Annotated in this window: 8 protein-coding genes; all 8 read left to right on the top strand. The window is 70.6% G+C overall.

Annotation, left to right across the window (positions count from 1 at the left end; genetic code table 11):
• Nucleotides 1-56 precede the first annotated feature (56 nt).
• The gene (locus ACH4F6_RS32415) at nucleotides 57-3371 is read left to right on the top strand and encodes an amino acid adenylation domain-containing protein (RefSeq protein ID WP_397963951.1); all 3315 of its coding nucleotides are present in this window, start codon (nucleotides 57-59) and stop codon (nucleotides 3369-3371) included.
• Nucleotides 3364-7950, top strand: coding sequence for an SDR family NAD(P)-dependent oxidoreductase (locus ACH4F6_RS32420; RefSeq protein ID WP_397963952.1), 4587 nt, complete (start codon nucleotides 3364-3366; stop codon nucleotides 7948-7950). Before ACH4F6_RS32415 ends, ACH4F6_RS32420 begins: the two co-directional genes overlap by 8 nt.
• Before the next feature lie 35 nt (nucleotides 7951-7985).
• Nucleotides 7986-13418, top strand: coding sequence for an SDR family NAD(P)-dependent oxidoreductase (locus tag ACH4F6_RS32425; protein ID WP_397963953.1), 5433 nt, complete (start codon nucleotides 7986-7988; stop codon nucleotides 13416-13418).
• A gap of 57 nt (nucleotides 13419-13475) precedes the next feature.
• Nucleotides 13476-14327: a 3-hydroxyacyl-CoA dehydrogenase family protein gene (locus ACH4F6_RS32430; RefSeq protein WP_397963954.1), complete on the top strand. Its 852-nt coding sequence runs from the start codon at nucleotides 13476-13478 to the stop codon at nucleotides 14325-14327.
• 35 nt (nucleotides 14328-14362) lie between these two features.
• Nucleotides 14363-14614 (top strand): acyl carrier protein, encoded by a 252-nt coding sequence (locus ACH4F6_RS32435; RefSeq protein WP_397963955.1) that lies wholly within the window; start codon nucleotides 14363-14365, stop codon nucleotides 14612-14614.
• 118 nt (nucleotides 14615-14732) lie between these two features.
• Nucleotides 14733-16601 (top strand): CocE/NonD family hydrolase, encoded by a 1869-nt coding sequence (locus ACH4F6_RS32440; RefSeq protein WP_397963956.1) that lies wholly within the window; start codon nucleotides 14733-14735, stop codon nucleotides 16599-16601.
• A gap of 5 nt (nucleotides 16602-16606) precedes the next feature.
• Entirely contained in the window at nucleotides 16607-17857 is a 1251-nt protein-coding gene (locus ACH4F6_RS32445; RefSeq protein WP_397963957.1) for a hypothetical protein, read from the top strand.
• A 1-nt stretch (nucleotide 17858) separates the two neighbouring features.
• Nucleotides 17859-20999 (top strand): condensation domain-containing protein, encoded by a 3141-nt coding sequence (locus tag ACH4F6_RS32450; protein WP_397963958.1) that lies wholly within the window; start codon nucleotides 17859-17861, stop codon nucleotides 20997-20999.
• The last annotated feature ends 1 nt before the right edge of the window (nucleotide 21000 follow it).

The following is a 21000-nucleotide window of genomic DNA, read 5'->3' on the forward strand; positions in this document are numbered from 1 at the left end:
CACGAGGTGGCTGCGGAAAGCCACCGCAAAGCGGGCCGTCATTCATTGCCCCTTTCGTGTCCACCGGCTATTTTTTCATTGCGTCTCACCCATGGAAAATTCCACAGAAGTTCGCTGATGCAGGCGTGTGCGGCCGGCGGACCTATTCAGTCTTCAACAGTCGCGGTCGGATGAACGCGGCTGGTAACGGGGAGAAACAGCGCTCAATGACCTTGTCCTCTCGGGCGATTCGCCATGCACAGCAGCAGGGCTGGTTCCTCGCCAATGCGGGCATCGGCACTACGATCGCGCATGCTCCTGCGATGATCCGGCTGAATGGGCCGCTGGAGACTGTGTTCGAAGACGCATTGCGCACAGCGTTGTCCACCGACCCGCGCCTGGTACGCCGGCTCACCGTCGTCGACGGCCGCTTGGTGGACGGCGGCGCCAAGTCGGCCTCGGTGCCTGTCGACCACCACGACCTGACCGGCCTGCCGGCATCCAAGCGCTCGGCACACCTGACGGAGCTGATCGAGGAAATGGTCCGCACACCGTTCGTGCCGACCACCGACCCGCCGGCCCGAGCCCGTCTGATCACCACGGACGACAAAGAGCACGTCGTCCTCCTGGTCCTGCACCGGACAGCCGGCGATGTGCGGCTGGCCGAGGCCCTGCTCGCGGACGCCCTACACACTTACGGACGCATGATCGCCGGAGAGACGGCCATCCGGGACGGTGCCGGGCACACCGAGGACCCGTTCCCGACACATCCGGACCCTGACGCTGAGGAACCGGCTGCCGAACCGGATGCCTTGCCGCCGGCGCCGGCCCTGCCGTTCAGCCGCCCCACGCCGGCTCAACGGACCTTCGCGGCGGAATCGGTGCCTGTGGAACTGCCCACGGAAGTGGTCGCGGCGCTTCGCCGACTCGGCTCCGGGCACGGTGTCGACCCCACCCTGGTCGTCCTGGCGCTCTTTTTGCTGCTGCTGCACCGCTACAGCGGCGAGGCACGCCTGGCCACAGCCGTACCCGCTGGCCTGACCCCGGAAGGGCCGGGGAATCCGGACGCCGGTGGGATGACCACCGCACTGCTGTGCGAGATCGACGGCGACCTCACCTTCCATGAACTGCTGGACCGGGTGCGCAACGCGCTGCTCCGGCCTGTCGGCACGGCCCCGATGGACATCCTCACCCGGCCCGCCTTCACCGCCCGGCATGTCCCGCCGATCACCACCCCTGATGGGCTCAGGGCACGGTTCCTGCCGGTGGAGGCCGGCACGACCCCGGGTGACCTATCCCTGCACCTGGTGTGGGACGGCGACCACCTGTCCGGCAGGCTGGAATTCGCGACCGAGGTCCTCGACCGGTCCACGGCGGAACGGGCCGTCGGCCACCTGTCCGTCCTCTTGGCCGGCGCGATCGCCCACCCGGCCGCGCCCGTGTCCGCCCTCCCGCTCCTCACCCTCGCGGAGGAGGAGACCGTCGGCACGCTGAACGGGGTCGCCGCCGAGACACCGGAGCTGACGTTCCACCAACTCTTCGAAAAGCAGGCGGAGAAAACCCCGGACGCGATCGCCGTCCGCTCCCACCAGGCCTCCCTCATCTACCGCGATCTCAACGAGCACGCCAACCGCTTGGCCCGGATCCTGCGCGGCCATGGGATCGGCCCCGAACGAACGGTCGCGATCTGCATGGACCGCAGCGTCCGGCTGATCGTGGCGGTCCTGGCGGTCCTGAAAGCCGGCGGGGCGTACGTCCCGGTGGATCCTCGCGATCCAGCCCAGCGGCGGGAGACGATCCTGCGGGACGCCGGGGTACGTGTCGTAGTGGTCGACGGCCTCCCCGCGGACGGCGGGACCTACGGTGACATTCCGGTCGTCGCACTCGACGACGCGTGGAGTGTCCTGGCGGAAGCGGCCCCGGACAACCTCCCCGTGTCTCCCTCGGCTCTCGCCGACGCCGCGTACGTGCTCTACACCTCGGGATCCACCGGCGCTCCCAAGGGAGTGGTGGTCGAGAACCGGCAGCTGATCAGCTACGCCTCCGGCGCCATCCGGCGCCTCGGCATGGACGCCCCGCTCAAGCACCTGATGGTGCAGCCCCTCACCGTGGACTCCACCCTCACCGCGCTGGTGCCGCCGCTGATCACCGGCGGTGAACTGCACGTGGTGTCACGCGAGTGTGCCCTCGACCCCGAGCTGTTCGCGGACTGGGTGCAGCAGCACGGTGTCGACTGCCTGAAGATCGCCCCCTCCCACCTGCGCGCCCTGCAGGGGTCCCCCCGCTTCGAAGAGCTGCTGCCGCGCCGCCTGCTGGTCATCGGCGGCGAGGCGTCGGAATGGCGCTGGATGCGCGACCTGCAGCATCGCGTTCCGCACTGCCGAGTGTTCAACCACTACGGCCCGACCGAGACCACGGTGGGTGTGCTGACCTTGTCCGTGTCCGACCATCTGGACGCCGACTGGGAGACAGCGCCGATCGGCGTTCCCCTGGCTGGCACCCAGGTGTACGTGGTCGACCGGTCCGACCAAGTGGTCCCGGCCGGTGTCCCGGGCGAGCTGCTGATCTCGGGCGCCTACGTCGCGCGCGGCTACCACAACCGGGCGGAGCTCACCGCCAGGGCGTTCACGACGGACCGCTTCAGCGGGCGCCCGGACGGCCGCCTGTACCGTACCGGCGACATCGTCCGCCGCTTGCCCGACGGGACCATCGAGTTCCTGGGACGCCGCGACGACCAGATCAAGATCCGCGGCTACCGGGTGACCCTGGGCGAGATCGACTCCGCGCTGGCCGCCCATCCCTCGGTCGACCGAGCACTGACCATCGTGCGCCAGGACTCACCGGGTGAACGCCGGGTCGTCGCGTACGTCCAGCCGCGTGACCGGGCGGCCTTCGAACTCGCCACCCTGAAGTTGTACGTGCGAAAGCGGCTCTCCCCCCACATGGTGCCGCAGGCTTACGTGGTCCTGGACCGCCTGCCTCTGTCAGCGCACGGAAAAGTGGACCGCTCGGCCCTGCCCGCGCCGGTCGCGCCGACTCCGGCCACAGGATCCGGCGGTGCACCGCGCAACGAGACAGAGCGCGCGGTCGCGGCCGTGTGGCAGGAGCTTCTCGACATCGAGAGCGTCGGCGCCGAGCAGAGCTTCTTCGATCTCGGTGGCCACTCCCTGCTCCTCGTGGAGCTCCAGCACCGGCTCAGGCTGAGCGTGGGGGACATCTCCCTGCTCGACCTCCTTCAGTACCCGACCGTGCGGTCCCAGGCCGCCTACCTCTCTCGGCCGGCGGACCCGGACCAGCCCGTGCCCTCCGACCGCGCAGCCGATGTCCGGCGCAACGCGCTGATGAAACGACGGGAACAGCAGATGCGAGCGAAGCGAGGCCGCGGTGAGTGAACAGCAGCTCCCGGAATTCGATCCCGAGCCCGAGGACGACAGTCTGGACATCGCGGTCATCGGCATGGCCGGCCGCTTCCCCAAGGCCGACACCGTCGAGCAGTTCTGGCAGAACCTGCGGGCGGGCGTGTGCTCGGCCACGGAGTTCGGCGAACAGGAGTTGCTGGACCGGGGCGTTTCCGCATCCACGCTGGCCGACCCGAACTTCGTGCCGGTCGGTTACCTGCTCGAGGACAGCGACAAGTTCGACGCCGCGTTCTTCGGCTATTCGCCGCGCGAGGCCGAGCTGATGGACCCCCAGCACCGCGTCCTGCTCGAGTGCGCCTGGGCCGCGCTGGAGAGCTCCGGACACGACCCCCAGCGCTACGACGGCCTGATCGGCGTCTACGCCGGTGCCGGGAACAACACGTACCTGCTTCTCAACATCGCCTCGCGTCGCGACACGGTCGAGGTGATGGGCGGCAACCAACTGGTGATCGGCAACCGATCCGACTTCCTCACCACCCGGGTGTCGTACAAACTCGGCCTCAAAGGTCCGAGCTTCAACATCCAGTCGGCCTGCTCGACCTCGCTGGTGGCCGTCGCCCAGGCGAGCCAGGCGCTGCTGAGCTATCAGTGCGACATGGCACTTGCCGGCGGTGTCGCCGTGGACGTGATGCGACGCGACGGGTACACGTACCGGCCGGACGGCATCTTCTCCTCCGACGGGCGATGTCGCACCTTCGACGCGAAGGCGAACGGCACCGTGGGCGGCGAGGGCGTCGGCATGGTCGTCCTCAAGCGGCTGCAGGACGCCCTCGCCGACCGCGACCACATCCACGCGGTGATCAAGGGCTCGGCCGTCAACAACGACGGTGCCGAGCGTGCGGGGTTCAGTGCGCCGAGCGCCGCCTCGCAGGCCTCTGTCATCGCGTCGGCACTGGCCAACGCCGATGTGGAACCGGACAGCGTCCGCCTCGTCGAGACGCACGGCACAGCCACCGCGCTCGGCGATCCCATCGAGGTGAAGGCACTCGCCTCGGTCTACACCGGACTGCCGACGGGCCACTGCGCGCTCGGCTCGGTCAAGACCAACATCGGGCATCTCGACTCCGCCGCCGGGATCGCCGGACTGATCAAGACGGTGCTCGCCGTAGAGCACGGGGAGATCCCCCCGACCCTCCACTTCGAGCAGCCGAACCCCCGGCTGGACCTCGCGGACAGCCCGTTCTACGTCAACACCGGGCTTGTGCCCTGGCCGGTCGGCGAAGGACCGCGGCGGGCCGCGGTCAGCTCGTTCGGCCTCGGCGGGACCAACGCCCACGTCATCGTCGAACAGATGCCCACCGCCGCGCCGAGCCTGCCGCAGGCCGACCGCGAGCAGCTGCTGGTGCTGTCGGCCAAGAGTCCCGAGGCCCTCGAGGCCGTCACCGACCGGCTGCGCGACCACCTCCGGGCCCACCCCGAACTCCGCCTCGCCGACGTGGCCTTCACCCTCCAGCAGGGACGTCGGGCGCTGCCCTGTCGGCGGACCGCGGTGTGCGAGGACATCGACGACGCATTGAGCGTCCTGGACGCCCCGGACGGCGGCCGGCTGCTGACCGGCCTGGCACCGGACCTGGCACACCGCCCGGTCGCCTTCATGTTCACCGGATTCGGCGCACAGTACCCGGGCATGGCCCGTGGGCTCCGCGACAGTGAGCCGGTCTTCCAGGAAGCTCTCGCCCGGTGCGCGGAGCTCCTCAAACCCCTGCTGGGGCAGGACATCCTGGACGTCATGCACCCGGTCTCCGAGGAACCGGCGCCCGCTGGGGCGCCGGCCGGGGCGCCGGACGCCTTCCGCCGGATGCTGCTCCAGCCGACGCGCAGCGAGCACCCGCTCGACCAGCCGCGGCTCGGGTACGCCGCCATGTTCGCCCTGGAGTACGCGCTGGCCGAGCTCTGGGAGTCGTGGGGTGTACAGCCCGACGCGATGATCGGACACAGCCTCGGCGAATACGTCGCCGCCTGCCGGGCCGGCGTCTTCTCCCTGGAGGACGCGCTCCACCTGGTGGTCGAACGGGCCCGGCTCATCGAGGAACAGGGCGAGGGCGCGATGGTGGCCGTCCCGCTCTCCGAGGAGGAGGCGCTGCGCCACACGAACGACGCCGTGGCCCTCGCCGCGGTGAACGGCCCGCAGACGTGTGTGCTGTCCGGGACCCTGTCGGGAATCGCCCAGGTGGAGGCCGATCTGAGCGCCGCGGGTGTGCCGTTCCGGCGGTTGAACACCCGGTACGCGTTCCACTCGCCGCTGATGGACCCGGTGGTCGAGCCGTACGCCGCGCTGGTCCGGAAAGTCAGGCTCGACCCACCGACGACACCGTTCGTGTCCAACGTGTCCGGGACCTGGATCACCGACGAGGAGGCCACCAGCCCCGCCTACTGGGCCTCCCACGTGCGCCGCACCGTGCGGTTCGCAGCCGGCGTCGCCACCTTGTGGGGTCGGCCGGACCTCGCCATGGTGGAGGTCGGCCCCGGCCAGACGCTCACCACCGGCGCCCTCCAGCATCCGGAAGGTCCCACCGGTGCCTCCCGTACCGTCGTACCGTCACTGCCGGGCATGTTCGACGGCCAGTCCGACCGGGCCACCCTGCTCGCCGCCGCGGCGAAGCTGTGGATGGCCGGGCGCGAGCATCCCTTCCCCGGCTCTCCCACGGCCAGGCGCGTGCCGCTGCCCACCTACCCCTTCGAGCGTCGCGCCTACTGGCTGGAGCCGGCGGCGGCCGCCGCGGAGCGGACCGTCGCCCAGCGGCGCGTCCGGCCGTCCGACTGGTTCTACGCCCCGTCCTGGACGAGGCTGGGCCCCGGCCCGGCCCCGGCGTCCGAGCCCTCCCCGGCGGGCATGTCCTGCCGCCTCGTCTTCGCCGACGGCACCGGTCTGGGCCGGGCGGTGGCCGACCGTCTGCGCGAGACGGGCGAGCGGGTGTGCGTTGTGACGGCGGGCGAGGAGTGGGCCGAGACGCCGGGCGACCGGTACACCCTGAACCCTGCCCGACCTGACCACTACGCCCGGCTCGCCGCCGCGCTGAAGGCGGCGAACACGGTCCCCGACCGGGTGCTGCACTGCTGGAGCGTCGGGGGCGACGCCGACCGCGCCGGCGCGGAGCAAGACGCCGAGACCCTGCTGGACCTGGGCTTCCGGAGTCTGCTGCACTGGGCACAGGCCACCGAGTCGGACCTGATGAGCCGGCCCCAGCGCTGGGACGTCCTGTCCAGTGAGGTGTTCTCGGTGACCGGCGACGAGTCGCTGTGCCCTCCGAAGGCCGCGGTCCAGGGCATCTGCAAGGTGCTCCCCCAGGAGTACCCGCCGCTGACGTGCGTCCACCTGGATCTGGCCCTGCCCGGCTCCTCCGGTACCGGTCCGCTGGTCGACCAGGTGCTGGCCGAGCTCACCGCCCCCGCGGTCGAGCGCACGCTGGCGCTGCGCGGGGCACACCGCTGGGCCCCTTCATACGTGCCGCACGCGCTACGGCCGAACGATGGCGACCCCGCCGAGAACGGCGTCTACCTGATCACCGGCGGGCTGGGGAAGATCGGTCTGCTCACGGCCAGGGCCCTGGCCGAACGCACCCACGGGCACCTGGTGCTGCTCGGCCGGACCGCCCTGCCGCCGCGCACCACCTGGGCCGACCCCGGGCACTCCGACGAGGTCAGGTCGCTCGTCCGTGCCATCGCGGAGCTGGAGGAACTCGGCGCCACGGTGACGGTCATGGCCGCAGACGTCAGTGATCCCGTACGACTGCGCGAGGTCAGGGACGAGATCCTCGCCGCTCACGGCCGGATCAACGGTGTGGTGCACTGCGCTGGGACCACGGGAGCCCCGGCACACCGGGTGATCGCCGATCTCGGCGCCGAGGAGGCCTCATGGCACTTTGCACCCAAGCTGGCCGGAGCGTACGTCCTCCGTGACGTGCTGGCGGACCAAGAGCTGGACTTCGCCATTCTCTGCTCGTCGATCGCTTCGCTGCTGGGCGGCCTCGGCTTCGCCGCCTACAGTGCCGCCAACGCGGTGCTGGACGCCTTCGCGCAGGCCCACCACCGTCCCGGCCAGCCGTGGACGAGCGTGAACTGGGAGGCCTGGGACTTCGCCGGGAAAGCGGCGTCCGGACCGGGTATCGGTGATTCGGTCCAGGAGTTCGCCCTGACACCGGCCGAGGGCCGCCAGGTGATCGACGCCCTGCTGTCCGCCGCGCCCGAGGCGCAGGTGGTGGTGTCCACCGGTGATGTGTCGAAGCGTTACGACGAGTGGGCGGACCCGGTCGTGGCCACGACCCCCGCCACCCGCCGCCACGAGCGCCCCAATCTGCGCAACCCGTTCGTCGCGCCGGAAGGGGAGATGGAGCAGCGCGTCGCCGGGGTCTGGCAGGAGCTGCTCGGCGTGGAGAGCGTCGGGGCGAACGACAACTTCTTCGAGCTCGGCGGGAGTTCGCTACTCGGACTCCAGGTCGTCCACCGGCTGAGGCAGGAGCTGGTGCTCGCGGTACCGCTGACCGTGGTCTACGAGGGTCCGACGGTCCGCACCCTGGGCCGGCTCATCGAGGAGCTGAGGGCAGAGCAGTGACTGGTGCAACGCTTCCGAACGACAAGAGGGCAGCAGTGACCGACGGGCACGACACCCACACCCCGGTCGAAGACGGAGAGACCGGCCTGGAGAGCATCGCCGTCATCGGCATGTCGGGACGCTTCCCGGGAGCGGCGGACCTCGCCGAGTTCTGGGCCAACCTGCGGGACGGCGTGGAGTCGATCACCCCGCTCACCGACGCGGAGCTGGAGGCCGCCGGCGTCCCACGTGAGCTGATCGACGATCCCCACTACGTCAAGGCGTCGGCGAAGTTCGAGGGCATGGACCGCTTCGACGCGGAGTTCTTCGGCTACACCGCCCGCGAGGCGAAGATCATGGACCCGCAGCACCGGCTGTTCCTGGAGACGGCGTGGGAGGCCCTGGAACACGCGGGCTACGACCCGACCGACCACGACGGGAGCGTCGGCGTCTTCGGTGGGGCGAGCAGCAGTGCCTACCTCACCAATGTCCTGAGCAACATGGATGACGGGGAGGAAGTGCGCGGGGAGAACGTCGGACTGGGCAACGAGCTTGCCTTCCTGACCACCCGGGTCTCCTACAAGCTGGGCCTGAAGGGCCCGAGCTTCCCCGTCCAGACGGCGTGCTCCAGTTCGTTGGTCGCCCTGCACAACGCCTGTCAGAGCCTGCTCAACTACGAGTGCGACCTGGCGTTGTCCGGCGGAGTGTCCTACAAAGTCCCGGCCGACACCGGCTACTCCTACGTCGACGGCGGATTCCTCTCCCCGGACGGGCAAGTACGCCCGTTCGACGCCGGGGCCCAGGGCACCGTGTTCGGCAACGGAGTGGGGATCGTGGTGCTCAAACGCCTGGCTGATGCCCTCGCCGACGGCGACACCGTGCACGCGGTGATTCGGGGTTCCGCCATCAACAACGACGGTTCTTCGAAAGCGAGCTTCACCGCGCCGAGCATCGGCGGACAGGCCGCCGTGATCAGCGAGGCGCTGGCCGCCGCCGCCGTCGAGCCGGAGAGCATCGACTACGTCGAAGCGCACGGCAGCGGCACCCTGATCGGGGACTCCATCGAGGTCCAGGCACTGTCCCGGGCCTTCACCGGGGCGGTCGAGTGCGGTCTGGGCTCGGTCAAGGCGAACGTGGGCCACCTCGACGCGGCCGCCGGCATGGCCGGACTGCTCAAGACCGTGCTGGCGCTGGGCCACGGCCAGCTGCCGCCGTCGCTGAACTACACGACCCCCAATCCCGACATCGACTTCTCGGCCGGACCGTTCCGGGTGCGTACGGAACTCGTCGACTGGCCCCGCTCGGAGCGGGTGCGCCGCGCCGGGGTGAGCGCTTTCGGCTTCGGCGGGACCAACGCCCATGTCGTCCTCGAGGAGGCGCCGCTGCCGGCGGCGGGTTCGGACAGCCCCCGCGACTGCGAGTTGCTCACTCTTTCGGCCCGGTCCGAGCAGGCACTGGAGCAGGCGACGCGGCGGCTGGCCGATTCCCTGCGCCGCGAGCGCCCGGCCCTGGCCGATGCCGCGTTCACCCTCGCCCGCGGGCGTCGGTCCTTCCCCTTCCGCCGGACCGTGTGCGCGGCCGACGTCGACTCGGCGGTGGCGGCGCTCGAGTCCGCGGACCCGGCCAGGGTCGTGACCGGGCACGCCCCCTCGGTCCCGCCGGAGATCGTCTTCCTGTTCAGCGGCCAAGGGTCGCAGTACCCGGACATGGGCCGGGGCCTCTACGACACCGAGCCGGTCTTCCGCTCCGTGGTGGACGAGTGCGCAGGGCTGCTGGAGCCGGTGACCGGCAGGGACATCCGTGAGGTGCTCCTCCCGGACACCCCGGCCGACCGGGCCCTGCTGCGGCGCACCCGCTGGGCGCAGCCGGCGCTCTTCGTCGTCGAGTACGCGCTGGCCCGGCTGTGGCGGGCGTGGGGTGTGGAGCCCGCCCGGCTGCTCGGTCACAGCCTCGGCGAGTGGACGGCCGCCACCGTGTCGGGGGTGTTCACCCTGGAGGACGCTCTGCGGCTGGTGGCGCTGCGCGGCGAGCTGATGGAGCGCTGCAGCCCCGGGTCGATGCTCAGCGTCGTGGCGGACCGCGTCGAGGTCGAGCAGGCCCTACTGCCGGGTCTGAGCCTCGCGGCCCACAACGGCCCCCGCGAATGCGTCGTCTCCGGCGCCACCGACCTGGTGGAGAAATTCGCCGCCCTCGCCGACGAACGGGGGTGGCCGGTTCGGCCGCTGGAGATCGAGCACGGATTCCACTCCGAACTCATGGCGCCCGTGGTCGACGAGTTCACGGCGGCTGTGGCCCGGAGCGCGCGATCGGAACCGACGGTTCCTTTCGTCTCCAATATCACCGGCGACTGGATCACGTCCGAACAGGCACAGGACCCCGCCTACTGGGGCCGCCAGATCCGGGCCGCCGTGGAGTTCGCAGCCGGGGTGCAGCGGGTCGCCCAGGCACCCGGGACCGTCCTGCTGGAGGTGGGCCCGGGACAGGTTCTGACGGCGCTGGCCCGCCGGACCCTGAGGGACACGGACAACCCCCGTACCGTCACCGCGTCGCTTCCGCACCGCCGCGACCCGCGCGGCGACAGCGAAACGATCCGTCGCACCCTGGGCCAGCTCTGGCTGTGCGGTGTCCAGCCCGACTGGGCCGGGTACTACGCCGCCGAGCAGCGGCGCAGGGTGCCCCTGCCGGCCTATCCCTTCCAGCGGGAGAGCTGCTGGCTCGCTTCCGCGCCTGTCCGCCGCGTACGAGGCGAACCGGGCTCGCATCCGCTGCTCGACCAGATCGTGCTGCGCTCGCACGGCCAGACGGTGTTCTCCACCGAGTTCTCGCTCGACCGGCACTGGGTGCTGGCCGAGCACCGGATGCTCGGCGAGGCGATCGTCCCCGGAACCACCTACCTGGAGATGGCACGGGCAGCGGCCGCAGCCCATCTGGACCGGGCGGTCGCCGAACTCTCCGAGGTGGACTTCCTCGTGCCGCTGCTGGTGACCCAGTCAGGTCCACGCACTGTGCACACGACCGTCCGCGATCTCGGTGACGGCCGGGCCGAGTTCGCCGTCGCGAGCCATGATCCGGACCGGGACATCTGGACCTTGCACGCCCAGGGCAGGACCTCCACGACCGCCGCCGGGCAACCGCCGGTCCAGGACCTCGCAGAACTGCGTGCCGAGTGCGCGCTGCAGAAGGTCGACCTCGGTGCGGCGCAGGCCGAGCACCGGGTCATGGAGTTCGGCCGACGCTGGCGGGACAGCCTGCGGACGGTACGAGTGGGCGTTCGCAAGGCCGTCGGCGAGCTGACGCTGCCCGACGAGTACCGGGCCGAGTGTCAGGACCTCGTCCTGCATCCGGCCCTTTTGGACCTGGCCACCGGGTTCGGCGGATTCGCCGTCCTCGAATCGGAAGAGGCGGTCCGCGTCCACCAGGACGACGGCGCGTTCTTCCTCCCGGTCGGCTACGACAGCCTCCGCATCCACGCCGCCCTGCCGCCGACGGGCCTCAGCCTCATCCGCTCGCATGCGGGGGAACGACCGAGCGCGGAGGTCCGCAAGGTCGACGTCACGGTGTTCAACGACCGCGGCGAGACCGCGGTCGAGATCACCGGATTCACCGTCAAGCGCGTCTCCGACCCGCGGCGGACGGTGGCACAGCTGCGCCCGCACGCCCGCCACCAGGGGCTGCGGTGGATTCCGGCGCCCCCCGCCACCGGGGAGCGCATGGGGTCTGACGGCCCTGTCCTGGTCATCAGCGAGCCAGGGAGCCTGGCCCCGGGGCTGTGCACGCAGCTGCGCTCCGCAGGCGTGCCGGTGGTCGCCGCCGAACTCGCCGAGGAGTGGAGCGAATCGGTGGACGGCTCCTGGCGGGTACCCCCGACGGCCCATGGGTTCGACCGGCTGCTCAGCTCCTTGGCTGACGGCCTCCCCACCCGGGTGGTCGTCGTCGCGGCTCCCGCCGACGGGGTCCAGAGCAGCGTGGCGGCGCTGGAGCACCGGCTCCGCCACGGTGCCGAGGGAATGCTGCACCTCTTCCAGGCCCTGGCCTCGAAGGACGCCGTGCCGGAGCACCTGTGCGTGGTGGCCCCGGAGGTGGCGCGAGTCACCGGGACCGAGCCGGCGACCGCCCCGGTGCATGCGACTCTGTTCGGCGTGGCCAAGGTGATCGGCCAGGAGAACGACGGCACCGCCGTGCTCTGCCTCGACGTCGACCGGAACGCCGACCCCGACGTGATAGCCGGCGAACTGCTCGGGCCATGGAGCACATCTCACGTCGCACTGCGGAGCGGGCAGCGGTTCGTCGCGGAGCTGACGCCGGTCCATCTCCAGGAGCAATCGCTGCGGACCGGGCAGCAACCCGACGGCGTGTACCTGGTGACCGGCGGATTCGGCGGGCTCGGCCTGGCCGTCGCCCGGCATCTCAGCCGGACTGTTCCCGGCATACGGCTGGCCCTGGTCGGCCGCCGCGGACCGGGCCCACGAGAGCAGTGGGACGAGATCGCCGCGACGGACGGCCGACACCGCGAACAGATCGCCGCACTACGGGAACTGGAGGCCGACGGCGCCCTGGTGCGCTGTTACCAGGCCGACGCCACCGACCTCACCGCGATGGAGCGCGTCGTGCGCGCCGTGCGCGCCGAGCTCGGTCCGATCGGATGCGTCCTGCACGCCGCCGGAGTGGCCGGCGACGGTTTCCTGGTACGCAAGGCCCCGGAGACGTTCCGGCGCACCATGGCCCCCAAGGTACTGGGGGCGACCGTCCTGGACTTGGTGACCGCAGACGAGCCGCCGCGGCTGATGGTGAACTTCGGGTCGACCACTGCCGTCTTCGGGGTCGCCGGCCAAAGCGACTACGCTGCGGCCAACAGCTTCCTCGACCATTTTGCCGAGGACCGCAGCGCCAGGGGCCTGGCGACGGTCACCGTGGCGTGGACCGACTGGCTCGGCACGGGCATGGCGGTCGACCACGGCGTCCACCGCGACCAGGGCTTCTTCCGGTCGATCGAGATCGATGACGCGATCAGCAGCCTCGACGAGATTCTGGCTGCGCCCTGTCCGCGAGTGATCGTCGGTGAGATCAATTACGGACTGCTCGCGGGCCTGGCACCAGAAGTGTCGGACCGTCTGCTGAGCCGGGCACCGCTGGTCCTCTCAGAGGCCGTGCGACGCCGACTGGCCGCCGAGCAGGCGGCGGCCGGCCGCCGTGCTCCGGCGGAGCCGGCTCCGGCGGTCGACGAGGTCCGGTTGTCCGGGCACGACGACGGTGCGTACACCGAGACGGAGCGCCGCCTGGCGGCGATCTGGGCCAGGGAGCTCGGCCTCACCGAGCTGAACGTCAACGAGAGCTCGACCTCGCTCGGCGGCGACTCCCTGGTGGCGCTCCGGATCGCGCAGAGCATCCAGAAGACCATGCGGGTCAGGGTCTCGATGGTCGACCTCTTCCGGTACGTCACGGTCGCCGAACTGGCGGCCCACATCGACCGGAAGACGGCCCGCGGCTGACCCGGTCGCGCTCGCTCCCTGTCCCCGTTCCCTCCGACTCGCAGAGACAAGAGACTCATGGACATTCGCACTGTAGGTGTCATCGGCGCCGGCACGATCGGCCGCGGCGTGGCGCAGTCCTTCGCGCAGTCCGGCTTCGACGTCGTGCTCGTTGACGTCTCGCAGCGGCAACTCGACTCCGCCGTGGCCCAGGTGAAGGACGACCTCCGGCTCCAGGGGCTGTTCCGCCCCCGGCACCTGGAGGAGGAGCCGGAGGCCGTCCTTGACCGGATCACCACGGCGACCGACCTGGCCGAGCTCGCCCGAGCGGACTTCGTGGTCGAGAACGTCACGGAGAACTGGGACGTCAAGCGCGGCGTCTACGAGAGCATCGACCGGATCTGCGCGCCCGGGGTGGTCTTCGGTGTCAACACCTCCGCGGTCCCGGTCACCCGGGTCGGCTCGGTCACCGGGCGTCCGCAGGACGTCCTGGGGCTGCATTTCATGAACCCGGTGCCGCTGATGGACACGGTCGAGGTCGTCCAGGGGTATCACACCAGTCAGCAGACCCTGGACTCCTCGCTGGCCCTGCTCGAGGCGCTCGGCAAGGAAGGGATCGTCGTCCAGGACGCGCCGGGCTTCGTGACCAACCGCGTGCTGATGCTGACGATCAACGAGGCGGTCTTCTGCGTCCAGGACCACGTAGCCACGGCCGACCAGGTCGACCGTATGTTCAAGGGCTGCTTCGGGCACCGGATGGGGCCGCTGGAGACCGGCGACCTCATCGGCCTCGACACGATCCTGAACTCGCTCACCGTCATGTACGAGAGCTTCAAGGACAGCAAGTACCGGCCCGCCCCGCTGCTCCAGAAGATGGTCGACGCCGGGCAGCTCGGCCGCAAGAGCGGGCACGGCTTCTACGCGTACTAGAAAACCCCCTTCCGACTCCCACCCGAGGAGAAGCAATGACTCAGGACGATGTCCGCACCCGGATCCGCGAGTTCCTGGCCCCGCACCTCAACGGCCACCCGCTGGACGACACCGATGACATCTTCGCGCTGGGATACGTGAATTCCCTGTTCGCGATGCAGTTGGTGCTCTTCCTCGAGAAGAGCTTCGAGATCACCCTCAAGCCCGAGCAGATGGACTTCGACAACTTCCGCACGGTGGACGGTCTCGTCCGCCTCGTGACGTCGAGCGTCGTGCTGTCCGCGTGAACGGGACCGGGGTCGTGGGCCGCTGGGCAGGCGCGGCCTCGGTCGGCAGTGGTGGGTGTGAGAGAGAAAGGCTCGTGACATGACGGCACGGACGCGTGATGACGACAGGTCGGCCGGCTTGCCGGATTCCGGTGTCGTCGGGCTCCTGCTGGAGCTCAGGAAGGCCGACGTGAGGGTGTGGACGTCCAGTGGGCGGCTCCACTGCCGAGCGGCATCCGGAGAGGTGGACGCCGCTCTGCGCGAACGCCTCGACCGGAACGCGGACCTGGTCGTGGCCTACCTGGAGGACATGGACGCCGTCGAATCCTCCACCCACTACGTGACCATGCGGGACGGGGTCCGCATCGCTATCGACGTCTTCCGTCCCAAGCGCGACGGGGAGGTGGTCGGGACTCCGCTGCCGGCCCTGTGGTGCCACGACCGCTATCACCGGTCGGACATCGTCGACGGGATCCCGCGCACCAAGCTGGACACCCGGCCGTGGCTGCGCGAGGTCCTGAAGCAGGGTTACGTGATCGCCGCGGCCGACTCGCGCGGCAGCGGAGCATCCACCGGCTCGCGGAACCAGGAGTTCAGTCCTGAGGAGACTCGGGACGCCTACGAGATCACGGAGTGGTTGGCGGCGCAGGACTGGTGCAGCGGCACTGTCGGCATGTTCGGTGAGTCCTATCTCGGAATCACCCAGTTCCTCGCCGCCGGGATGGCCCCGCCCAGCCTGAAGGCCGTCTTCCCTCAGGTCGCGCTGTTCGACCTGTACTCCTTCCTCTACCCGGGCGGAGTGCTGCGGCACGACTTCATCCGCAACTGGGGCACCAAAGTGCGGGCTCTCGACACCCGACTGGAGGCCGCTCCGGTCGGGGACGACGACCACGCGGTGCGCGAGGCGGTCGCCGGTCACCAGGACAACGCCGACGTGTTCGCCAGGGCGCTCTTCCTGCCGTTCCGCGACAGCTGCGGACCGGGGGACGAAGGATTGCCCTACGAACGGCAGAGCCCTTCTTCTGCGGTCGAGGCCGTGCGTGACTCGCCGGTCGCCGTCTACCAATTGGCCGGCTGGCACGACATCTGGGTCCGCGACGCGTTCCTGTGGCACGCCAACCTGAACGGGCCGCGCAAGCTGATCGTCGGCGATTGGTCGCACGACGGTCGCGAGGGCGCCGACCTGGCCGGGGAGCACCTGCGCTGGTTCGACTACTGGCTCAAGGGGATCGACACCGGTGTCATGGACGAGCCGCCGATCCGCTACTACCGGCGGTTCGCTCCACCGGGCGAGCAGTGGCGCACCGCCGATCAGTGGCCGCCGCCCGAGGTGCGGGCTGAGCGCATGTACTTCGGCGCCGGCGACGCCGAGCCGCAGGCCTCCGTCAACGACGGTTCGCTCACCGCCGACGCTCCCTCCCGGCTCGGCGGAGTGGACGAGTTCGTGGTCGACTACACAGCCTCCTCGGGTGACGCGACCCGTTGGACGAACGGCTACGGCGGCCCCTTCGGCTACAGGCCGCTGACCACGAACGACGCCGGCGCCCTGACCTACACGACCCTGCCCCTGGAGCAGGCCATGGAGGTGACCGGGCATCCGATCGCCCGGATCTGGGTCACCTCCACTTACCCGGACGGTGATTTCTTCGTCTACCTCCAGGACGTCGATCCGGACGGGGAGTCGCATTACGTGACCGAAGGGGTGCTCCGGGCCTCACACCGCGCGCTGGGCACCGCGCCGTACGAGAATCTCGGCCTGCCCTACTTCCCGAGCACCGAGGACGGCTGCCGCGAGCTGCCGGAGGAGCCCGTGGCGCTCACCGTGGACCTGCACCCGATCTGCCACGTCTTCAATCCGGGACATCGTCTGCGCGTCACTGTGACCGGCTGCGACCGCGACAACGCCCAGACTCCGGTGCACCACCCGTCTCCCGTCGTACAGATCCACCGGCGTGGCCCGTACGCCTCCCATGTGGATCTCCCCGTCTTCCCCACCGGCCAGGAGTGAGCAAGATGACATCCGTGTACCAGCAGGACGGCCGGCTCCCGGCCGCCGTTCCCGGGCCTGTCCGCACCCGGGTGGACCTGCACACGACCTTGCCCGGTGACCTCGCCGAGGAGGTCGAGCGCCGCCTGCTGTTCGTCTCGGGCGAGATCAGCGGATTCCAGCTGATCGTCGAGAACGGCGCGGTGGTCGGCGCGGTCCTGGAGTCCGACGCCCCTCTGGACCGGGCCTCACTGGAGGAGAAGATCAACCGCGTGGTGGACGACGACGTCCGGGACCAGCGCGCGACCCTCCCGAAGGTGGTGTGGACCTCTCCGCACGAGCACACCGCCGAGGAGGGGACCTTCGAACTGCTGCACCGTTCCGGGGTGGTCGGGGCCGCCCGGGACGGACTGGTCGCACTCGGCGAACCTCTGCTCTCCCTGCTGGACCACCTCGACAACGCCATCAAAGGCCTGCTCCGCCAGGACTTCGCTCCCGTCGAGTACCGCTATCCCACGCTGATCAGCACCCGGACCCTGGAGACGACCGGCTACCCCGCCTCGTTCCCGCACCACCTGATGTTCGTCACCCGCCTGCACAACGACATCGACGTGTACCAGGAGTTCCAGCGGTCTCACGGGGAGCGGGGCCTGGACGCCACGGTGCTGGACTCATGTCGCAACGTCGACTACTGCCTGCCGCCGACCATGTGCTACCACACCTTCGACCAGTACCGGGACCGCGCGCTGCCCGCCGAGGGTCTGCACGTCGTCACGGCCAAGGGCAAGGCGTTCCGCTTCGAGGCCGGGTACGCCACAAGTCTCGAACGGCTGTGGGACTTCACCATCCGCGAGATCGTCTTCATGGGCGAGCGCGAGGAGGTGCTGGCCGCCCGCCGGCTCTTCATGCAGCGCACCTTCGCCTTCATCGAGGACCTCGGACTCGCCGGCTTCTGCGAGGTGGGCAACGACCCGTTCTTCGGCGGTCCGGACACCTCCACCCGGATCTGGTCGCAGAAGCTCATGGAGCTCAAGTACGAGCTGCGGCTTCCGGTCGCTGCGGAGCGAACCGTCGCGGCCGCCTCCTTCAACTTCCACGACGACCTGTTCGGCGAGAAGTTCGGCATCGGCTACGGTCCGGACTCCACCGTGCGCAGCGCCTGCGTGGGCTTCGGCCTGGAACGGCTGGCCTACGCCTTCCTGTGCCGACACGGACTCGACGTCGACGCGTGGCCCGCCTCCGTACGGGCCGGTGTCCAGGCGCTGAGCGGGTTCTGAGATGCCCGGTCCCCAGCACGCACACCTTCCGTTGTCCAAGGCGCAGCTCGGCATGTGGCTCGCCGAACAAGCCGACCCGAGCGGCAGCCGTCACCAGATAGCCGAGTACTTCGACATCACCGGCGCACTGGACACCACGGCCTTCGTCCGTGCGGTGTCGCAGGCCCTGTTCGAAGCGGAGACCCTGCGCATCAGGGTGGCCGACTCGCCCGACGGGCCCCGCCAGTTCCTCGTCCCGGTCCCGGACACACCGGTCGCCCTCCTCGACCTGAGCGCGGAGGACGACCCGGAGGCCGCCGCGCTCGGCTGGATGCACGAGGAGGTGAACCGCCCGATCGACGTCACCACCGAGCCGGTGTTCACCATCGCGCTGCTGACCCTGTCCGGGCGGCGCACGCTGTGGTTCCAGCGCGCCCACCACCTGGCCGTCGACGGCTACGGCGCGGCGCTGTTCACAGAGCGGGTCGCCGCCCTGTACTCGGAGGCCGTCGGTGGGACGGCGGCCTCGCGCTCCCCCTTCGCGCCGCTGGCCGCGCTGCTCGCGGAGGAGGCGGAGTATCCGGGCTCGCCGGACTTCGTCCGGGACCGGGACCACTGGCTGAGGACGATGGCGGACCGTCCGGTGCCCGCCTCGCTCTCGAACCGTCCGTGGCGCAGGTGCACCGCGGCGACCCGCCGCTCCGTGCGGCTCTCGACCGACCAGGCCGCACTGCTGCGTGCGGCGTTCGGCCGTTCGGTCGCCCCCGCTGCGGTCGCCGTCACCGCGGTGCTGCTCCACCGTGCCACCGGTGTCGAGGACGTGGTGCTGTCCCTGCCGGTCACCGCACGCCGTGGCCGGACGGCCCGGGCCACCCCGAGCATGTCCTCGAACGTCGTACCCCTGCGGCTGGGCATCCAGGACTCGACCACCTTCGCCGACCTCACCGGCCGGGCAAACGTGGCGATCAAGCAGGCGTTGGCCCACCAGCGGTACCGTGCCGAAGATCTGCACCGCGATCTCGGCTATCGCAGGAGTGAGCGGGGACTCGCCGCGACCTCTGTCAACGTGATGACGTTTCCGCACGAGTTCGCCATCGGCGGGCTGCCCGTCACAGCGCACAACCTGTCGAACGGCCCGGTGCCCGACCTGGCTGTCGGGCTCTGTCGTCGGCCGGGTGCGGGCCTGACCGTCGACTTGGACGCCGGCGTCGAACTGCACCGCCCCGAGGACGCGGACCAGTACCTCGACGCCCTGGTCGGGCTGTTGACGGACGCGGCCCGGGATCCGCACCGCCGCATCACGGACGCTGAGGGGCCGGGAACCGTGCCACCGTGGCCCGGCGCGGCGGCGTCTTCGGCGCAGCCCATGGTCCGGCCGGCGGCGCGGCCCGCCGAGGCGACCGAGGCCGCCGAGGGCCGGGGAGACACCGAAGCCGCCGAGCGCTTCCTGGTCGGGCTCTTCGGGGACGTCCTCGCCTTGGACGACTGCGACAGCGGCGAAAGCTTCTTCGAGCTCGGCGGCGACAGCGTGATGGCGATCCAGCTCGTCGCCCGGGCGCGCGAGGCCGGCTGGGCACTGACCTTGAAGCAGGTGTTCGCACACGAGACCGCGCAGGCCCTGGCCAGGGTGGCCGAACGGGTGTCGGAGCACGGTGGGACCGCTCTCCCCGGGAATCACGACCGCTTCACCGGCACCGTGCCCGCCACCCCGATGACGGCCTGGCTCGGCGAGCTCTCCGATCAGGTGGACGCCTATCACCAGTCGGTGGTGTTGCGTTCACCCGGGGATCTGACCGAGGACGGACTGCGGGTCGTCCTGCAGGCACTGCTCGATCACCACGACCTGCTGCGCGCCCGGCTGGTGGCCCCGGACTGCTCGCTCGTGGTCGACTCGCCGCGCCCCGGTGCGGCGGCCGCTCTTGTCGAGCGGGTGGACGCGGCCGGGTACGGCGAGGACGAGCTCGCCGCGGCAGCCACCGCCCGCGTCCCGGCGGCCGCCGCCCGGCTGCAGCCCCGGAAGGGCGTGATGCTCCAGGTCTGCTGGTTCGACCGCGGGCCGGGCGCGGCGGGAGCCCTGCTGCTGGTCGTCCACCACCTCGCGGTGGACGCCGTGTCCTGGCGGGTGCTGCTGCGCGACATCGAGGCAGGCTGGTCCGCGTACCGGGAGCACCGGCCAGTGATCCTCGCTCCGGTCCCCACCTCCTTCGGGGCCTGGGCGGCACGGCTGCACGCCGACGCCCGGACACCCGGACGGATCGCCGAACTGCCCTACTGGCAGGACGTCCTGAGCGGTGACGGCCCGCTGCTCGGGAACCGTCCGCTGGACCCCACGATCGACACCGCCGGTTCCAGCGTCCGCCTGCCCGTCCGCCTCGATCCGGTCGTCACCGCGCCGCTGGTCACCGACGCGCCGGCCGCGTTCCACGGCTCGGTCCCCGACATCGTGCTCGGCGCGCTGGCCGTCGCCGTCGCCCGTCACCGAGCGGAGCGCGGACGGCCGTCAGACGCCGGCATCCTGGTCGACGTCGAGGGCCATGGCCGGGGTGCCCGGCTGCCCGGCGCCGACCCCAGCCGCACGGTCGGCTGGTTCACCACCGTTCACCCGGCCCGTCTGGACCCCGGCGCCGTCGACCGGACGGACGCCCACGCGCGGCGGAGAGCCGCGGGTGCGGCCGTGGCCCGGATCAAGGAACAGCTGCGCTCGGCACCCGAGGACGGCTTCGGCTTCGGCCTGCTGCGGTACCTGAACAGCGGCACCGCCGAACAGCTCCGTCGACTGCCCAGGGCGCAGATCCTGTTCAACTACCTGGGCCGGGTGACCGAGCCCGGTTCCGCCGACTGGGCGCCCCTGCCGGGCGTGGAGGTGCTGCGCGACGGCCGTGACGCTGCCATGCCGGCCAGCCACGCGCTGACCTTGGACGTCCTGGTCGTCGAGGAGGGCGGCAAGCCGCAGCTGCACGCCCTGTGGAGCGCGCCCGCCGGGTGCGTGGACCGGGGCGAGCTGCAGGAGCTGTCCCACCGGTGGTGCGAGGCCCTGACCGACGTCACCGACCACGTCGCCACCATGCGGACAAGCGTCCACACACCCTCCGACTTCTTCCTCAAGGGACTGAGCCAGGCGGAGGTCGAAGAACTGGAGTCCGAGCTGGAGGGGTGGCGGTAGC

Origin of the sequence: Streptomyces sp. NPDC017936 (genome assembly GCF_044328485.1) — a bacterium.
Lineage (GTDB): Bacteria > Actinomycetota > Actinomycetes > Streptomycetales > Streptomycetaceae > Streptomyces.